Genomic DNA, 6,876 nt, shown 5'->3' with positions numbered 1-6,876 from the left:
AATCAAGAAAAGGGTAAACTAGATGCTCAAACTAGTGCCCGGATGAGTGAGAAATCAAGAAAAGGGTAAACTAGATGCTCAAACTAGTGCCCGGACGAGTGCGAAATCAAGAAAAGGGTAAACTAGATGCTCAAACTAGTGCCCGGATGAGTGCGAAATCAAGAAAAGGGTTAACTAGATCTCAAACTAGTGCCCGGATGAGTGAGAAAAAAAGCAAAGGGTAAACTAGATGCTCGAACTAGTGCCCGGACGAGTGCGAAATCAAGAAGAGGGTTAACTAGATGCTCAAACTAGTGCCCGGATGAGTGAGAAAAAAAGCAAAGGGTTAACTAGTTGCTCGAACTAGTGCCCGGACGAGTGCGAAATCAAGAAAGGGTAAACTAGATGCTCAAACTAGTGCCCGGATGAGTGAGAAAAAAAGCAAAGGGTAAACTAGATGCTCAAACTAGTGCCCGGATGAGTGCGAAATCAAGAAAAGGGTAAACTAGATGCTCAAACTAGTGCCCGGACGAAGGAGAAAAAAAGAAAAGGGTAAACTAGATGCTCAAACTAGTGCCCAGACGAGGGAGAAAAAAAGAAAAGTGTAAACTAGATGCTCAAACTAGTGCCCGGAGGAGGGAGAAAAAAAGAAAAGTGTAAACTAGATGCTCAAACTAGTGCCCGGACGAGTGAGGAAAAAAGAAAAGGGTAAACTAGATGCTCGAACTAGTGCCCGGACGAGTGCGAAATCAAGAAAAGGGTTAACTAGATGCTCGAACTAGTGCCAAATGAAGCCGAAAAGCAAAAGATTGAGGAACTAGTTCCCCTAAAACCCGCATCAATATAGAACTCTCAGAAGATCAGCAGCAAAAAAGTTATCTGCCCAGAATCAATGTTTTTAATAGCGCAGCGTACTCCCGCACATATAATTGTACCTTCACAACAGCTGGTGTATCTGCAGCTAAGGTATTAGCTTCAATGCCAACTTTGTCTGCCAAAATGGAAGCGCGGTATAAATGGAAGTCACTGCTTACTATGACTGCATGTTCAATTTCAAATTGTTCTTTTGTAAAGGCAAGATTTTCATAGGTGGATGTAGATTGGTCTTCTAACCAAATTCTGTCGTCAGATATACCGTTTTCAGAAAAAAAGCGTCTTAGACTTTCTGCTTCGGAAATATCCTCTCCTTCTCCTTGGCCACCTGTTGCGATTACAATTGTATCTTGATTTTGTTTTAAATATTCTAAGGCGGCTTGTGCTCGATAAAGCAGGCTTAGTGACATGTCTTCTCCATTCACCTTTGCACCAAGGACAATGAGATAAGGACTATCAGCTGGTGGAGATTGTTTTGCTACACTTTGAATTTTGAAATGTAGAAAGGCGATAATAATAATTGCGATAATAGGAATACATAACGCTATAAGAAGTAGTCTTTTTTTCATTTTTTCCTCCGTCTATTCATGAAAATACTGTCTGTTTAATAGAATAGAAGTAAAGTTGCTATTATTGTACCTGATAATGTAATTAATCGGTAGCTTTTACTAAAATCACAGGGAGTATTAGATGATGAATATACAGCAGTACTACCATAAAGCAGCCGTCATTTCATTAAACGCGAGTTTAGCATCACTCATTCCTCCATTTTTTTTACTGGTATATAGTTTGATGTTGGTCCCGCCAAAAGTAGTGATAGGGTTTTCTATTCCTTTTTTGATATATAGCTTCATTAGTTTTCAAGCGTATGTAATGAATCAAAAACGTGCAAATGAAATAGGTGAAATGGATAGAAGCGAGGTAACTAGTGCCGATTCCTTATTTCAGCAACGAGTAATGTCCATCACTTTTCTGCCTGCACCGAGCTTAAGGGTGTTATTCTTCAATTCAGCTGGATGTGTCCTGGGCGAAATTAGAGATATCCATTCTCAAAGTTATCGGTGGTTTTTACCCTATTTCATCGATCGACTTTCACGGTATAAACATTATGGTTTATATGATCATCAGAACGAGGTTATTGCTTTTTTCAGCATGAGCCGTAAAAAAGTAGTGATCCAGTGCGAAGGTAAACAGAGCGAATTGCTATTTAACCATAAGGCCTCATCTAATCATATTGAATTTATGAATGAAGAGTCTGGCAAAAGCTATTACGTTGAACGTGCACGAATGTATATGGATTACAAAATATTTATTAACTCTAGTGTGGAAGCTGTTTCTTTGAAAAAGGGCTGGATGCCTGCGAGCTGGGGCCACCAGATAAAGGACGCCAATATTCCTTTTCTCACAATCAATCGAGAGCTTTCTTCGGATGATCAACTAGCTGTATTCGCTATGATTGCTTTTCATTTACGAACGCACAATCATTAACCATTCATAAGAGTTGAAAAAAATAGCCTATCAACATGAGTTATAGTATGATAAAAACAGCTTTGAAATCTGTTTTTATTTTTCTGCAACCTTGAGGTGTTTGTATGAGGAAATTTTTAATAATTGCTGCTACTCTTTTAATTGTATTAATTGTTGTGGATCGAACGGTATTAAAGGATAAAGGGATCATCAAACAAGTGAAAATTGAACAATATGAAAAAGTTGAAAATGTGGAGGAGCTTTCTGTTGGGCTAAATGAAGGTGATTTGGCCCCTGAAATAGAGCTTGAGGATATCGAAGGCAATTCGTTTAAGCTTAGTGATTATAAAGGAAAAACCGTGCTATTGAATTTCTGGGCAAGCTGGTGTGGCCCTTGTGAAGCCGAAATGCCTCATATGGAAAAGCTGCATAATAAGTATAAAGATGAGGGATTTGAAGTCATAGCTGTTAATATGACTAGAAGCGAAAGAGTGAAGAATGCACCGGAAAAGTTTGTCGACAAGCATCATTTAACTTTTCCTATTCCGATGGATAGAGAAGGAAAGGTCAGTGATGAATACGAAATTGTGGCCTATCCAACAAGCTATTTTATTGATTCCAATGGTGTCATTCGCAATAAAGTGTTAGGTGCTTTGAATGAAGAATATATGGAAAAAGAAATTCAAAAGCTTCCTTAAAATGCTTAAGTCCAATGCTAATTTCCTTTTAGGAGCTAGCATTGGACTTTTTTTCAGAACATAATATGCATTTTTCGGTTGAAAGAAATTTATACTGAATCAATCGTTAACTTATCATGACTAATTCGAGTAAGAGCGGCATAATAACCTTCTTTTTTTCTTTCTTCTAATGGAAATAGCCATTTCTAATTTTATCCAAATTAAATGGAATTAATATTCCAAAACAATGATTGTTGCAGGGCCCGAATTTCTGGAACCTGCAGGCATAAGGATTGGTTCATTTCCGGTTAATCCATCTTTTTTTCGTTAAAGGTTCATTTCCTCATAGGCCTGTATTCTTTCGTTAATCTTTCTCTTACGATAGAACATCATTCCTGCTTCGGCAATGTCACCGACACTTGAACGGTTAATAAAAGCGCCAAAAACGAAACCGGCGATTGGCACCATTTGAAATAGTTTTTTCCAGCCGACATGGTCGCGATAGGCCAGTACAACCTCTTTCCACCCTTGGAGTTCAGATACGATTTCTCTTTTAGCTTCACTATCTGCAGAATCAATGAGTGAAAGCTGTTTTAGTATCGTTTCTTTACCCACCACATCTGCAGATACAAATTGCAGAATCTTTACGATGTACAAACGTTCTTTTTTATCGTTAGGATCAAACCCATAGCAGATGGCAATGTCTTGTAAAGTTTTTAGTTGTGTCCCAAGAAGCATCGGAATATCGATGGAGATGGTAAAAATTCCGCCTACACCTGTACTTGCACCTTGAACAGTTGCAAAGCGCTTGCGATGGGTCGTCAATTTAGAGACGGCTTGATCCATTTCTGCGACCGATAATCGATCTAGGTTTGTAATAGTGTGGATGTTTTTTTTCGGATAATATGATTTTAATGATTCAATGGAACTCAAATATCTGCCGCCAGTTTGAACATATTGTCCAAGTTCATCCAGTATCATTCCGACCTTCTTTTGTATGAAGGTAGGAGTGACTTTATCAAGAAGTTTGAATGGAATCCTTCCAATTTTTTCCCAAAACCAAAGGCCGGATTGATTTTTTTCCCACTTTTCACAAGCTTTCCATTCTTTTAGAAGCTCTTCTTTAGTTTCCATTCATTTTTCCCCTCATCTACGAGATAGTGTATATACGTATTATATCTATTAATAGTTTCGAAAGAAAATCTAATATGATAAAAGGCCTGTAATAATGAATGAATGATATTGGGGAAAGTATGTAAATATACCCTTAATTTTGATAATCTGGAGTTTGTTTCACTCAATCTGATATGTTTTATGAATTTCAGGAGGAGAAACAATGTGTAATTCATACTATTTTCATATTTATCTCAATTACTTGGATGACTTCATATTGGAATATAGTAGGAATTATTCATAAAATTCCCTACCAACTGTTAAATAATATACATCCGTATGCAGTTTTATTTCGGGTGGTGAAAAGAAAATTTTCAAGATAAATCATGACTATATCTGGGATTATACTGAAATTAAGGAAGGATTCTTAAGTGTTTGGCCATTTTTCCTCATGAATAAATATCCCTAAAAGTAATAGCGGATGAATAAACTGAATTGTCATAAAATTAATACTATTGTCACTGCCTGTCTTCTCTCTATCATGCTATCGTTCATAGTGTAAGTAGTATTTTAATAGGGGGAGGGGTTCAATTGTTTAAGAGAAAGAAAGTCCTCAGTATATTGTTAGCCATGATTATGCTGATAACTGTGGATACAACATTCGCAGGGAGTGTCCAAGCGTCCGATGTTTTAGACGTTCCTGGTTATCAGCTAGAAAACGGTGTGACAGAGCCAATTTACTCTTATGATGATGCAATCAAAGAAACCATTTTTGTAGAATCATCATTGGATAGCGATCGTGACGGAAATCCGGACCGTATTGCTGCGGACATCATTCGTCCAAAGGAAACAGAGGAGGGTCTTGAAGTACCTGTGATCATGGATGCCAGTCCTTATTATGAAAGCATGGGGCGCGGAAATGAATCACAGATAAAAGATCCTGATGGGGATGGTGTCAATGAAATGTTCCCTCTTTACTATGATAACTATTTTGTCCCAAGAGGGTATGCAGTTGTCTTAGTAGATATGGTAGGAACAAATAATTCTGACGGGTGCCCGACAACCGGCGGCTATGAAGAAATTGAGAGTGCGAAGGTAGTAATTGATTGGTTAAATGGAAAAGGCAAAGCTTGGGATAAGGATGGCGAAGAAATAAGTGCAGATTGGTCTACAGGAAAAGTAGGGATGATCGGTAAATCTTATGATGGAACCATCGCTCAAGGTGCGGCAGCAACTGGGGTTGAAGGATTGGAAACCATCGTTCCAATCGGAGCAATCAGCAGCTGGTACTACTATTATCGTTATGAAGGAATTCCATATTATACAAATGGTCCAGGAAACTTAGCTAGACGAGTGACCAGCAGTGAAAGAGTCGAAGCGTGTGCGCAAGTGCGTGAAGATATGCGCGTTGCCTCTGATGATACAACTGGGGATTACAATCAATTTTGGGATGAACGCAACTATTATAAAGATGCTGATAATATAACAGCAAGTGTGCTTGCTATTCATGGACTCAATGATTACAACGTAAAAGCCAATCATTTTTCAAAATGGTGGGAGGCAATCAGTGAACATGATGTCCCTAGAAAAGTTTGGCTGACTCAAACCGGACATGTTGACCCATTTGATTTTAGAAGAGCGGAATGGGTTGATACGCTTCATCGCTGGTTTGATTATTGGTTATTAGATATCGATAACGGCATTATGGACGAGCCCATGGCTGATGTCCAACGCGGAGCTGATGAATGGGAAACACATGCCTCGTGGCCAGAAGAGCAAGCTGAAGATGTGAAGTTAAGGTTTGCACCAGAAACAGATGAGCTTCCAGGGTCTGTGATGACAAGTCCGTTATTGGATGATGCTCGTCAAGGCTTTATTGATAATCCTCGTCAAACAGAGCAGCAGATGGTGACTGGTGAATTTACACAAAAGGATAATCGTCTTCTCTATATGACTCCAGAGCTCGAAGGGGATATCCGCTTAAGCGGTGTACCAGAATTGAATATTCGTGCATCGGTAGATAAGGACGATACACATTTAACTGCGTTAATTGTTGATTATGGAACAGATACGAGAATCAATCATACAAGCAGTGGGGAAGGGGTCCGCACCACCAATGAGGTTTCATGTTGGGGTGAAAGCTCGGACGTTGACAGCAGCTGCTATAAAGAAGCTGAAATTACGACACATGAAGCACCATATGAGATTGTTACGCATGGATGGCTGGATGCGCAAAACAGGGAATCTCTTGAACTTTCCCAACCGTTAGTGCCTGGTCAGGAATATACATTTAAGTGGGACACGCTTCCTGAAGATTATGTCTTTAAAGAGGGGCATCGTATCGGTGTCATTATTGCTGGAAGTAGCACAAGATTAATGACTGATCAAAACAGAGCAACCTTTGATGTGTCACTTGGCGACAGCTATATTTCCTTACCGATAGTGGGAGGAAAACCTGCTCTCGATGGAGCTTTAGGGTTTAATGGAGGCTCTTCTCCAGAAACCGCTAAAGATATGAGTGACATCGTTGATTACTACAAAAAAGATGGTGAGATTAAAGAAGTTATCGCCGCGAAATCCTTACAAATGCATTTAACTTCTGTAGCTCTTTATGAAAAGCAGAATGCAGGAGCAAAAGTTGTGAAGCATTTGGAAGGATTCTACACTTTAATCGATCACCAGCTTGATAATGACTTGATAACAAAAGAGGTCTATCAGGTGCTGAAAGCAGATACAGACTATTTAATTTCAAAATGGAGATAAAAAA

General features: G+C 39.0%; 5 protein-coding genes. 3 read left to right on the top strand and 2 right to left on the bottom strand.

The features are described from left to right. Positions 1-854: 854 nt before the first annotated feature. Entirely contained in the window at positions 855-1,421 is a 567-nt protein-coding gene (locus tag J2S17_RS11595) for a YdcF family protein (RefSeq protein WP_307474965.1), read from the bottom strand. Between the two features lie 124 nt (positions 1,422-1,545). Here J2S17_RS11595 and J2S17_RS11590 point away from each other — a divergent pair, with 124 nt between their 5' ends. Both J2S17_RS11590 and J2S17_RS11585 read left to right on the top strand, forming a co-directional pair. Further along, positions 1,546-2,340, top strand: coding sequence for a hypothetical protein (locus J2S17_RS11590; protein WP_307474963.1), 795 nt, complete (start codon positions 1,546-1,548; stop codon positions 2,338-2,340). A gap of 104 nt (positions 2,341-2,444) precedes the next feature. Beyond that, on the top strand, positions 2,445-3,017 hold the full coding sequence (locus J2S17_RS11585) for a TlpA disulfide reductase family protein (protein WP_307474962.1): 573 nt from the start codon (positions 2,445-2,447) through the stop codon (positions 3,015-3,017). Between the two features lie 306 nt (positions 3,018-3,323). On the opposite strand, the gene J2S17_RS11580 is transcribed toward J2S17_RS11585, so the two are convergent. Beyond that, the gene (locus tag J2S17_RS11580) at positions 3,324-4,130 is read right to left on the bottom strand and encodes an EcsC family protein (protein ID WP_307474960.1); all 807 of its coding nucleotides are present in this window, start codon (positions 4,128-4,130) and stop codon (positions 3,324-3,326) included. A 570-nt stretch (positions 4,131-4,700) separates the two neighbouring features. Here J2S17_RS11580 and J2S17_RS11575 point away from each other — a divergent pair. Next, positions 4,701-6,872, top strand: a complete 2,172-nt coding sequence (locus tag J2S17_RS11575; RefSeq protein WP_307474958.1) for a Xaa-Pro dipeptidyl-peptidase — start codon at positions 4,701-4,703, stop codon at positions 6,870-6,872. Positions 6,873-6,876: the final 4 nt, after the last annotated feature.

The organism is Cytobacillus purgationiresistens (genome assembly GCF_030813235.1).
Taxonomy (GTDB): domain Bacteria; phylum Bacillota; class Bacilli; order Bacillales; family Cytobacillaceae; genus Cytobacillus; species Cytobacillus purgationiresistens.
This window is presented reverse-complemented; position numbering and strand designations above follow the sequence as displayed.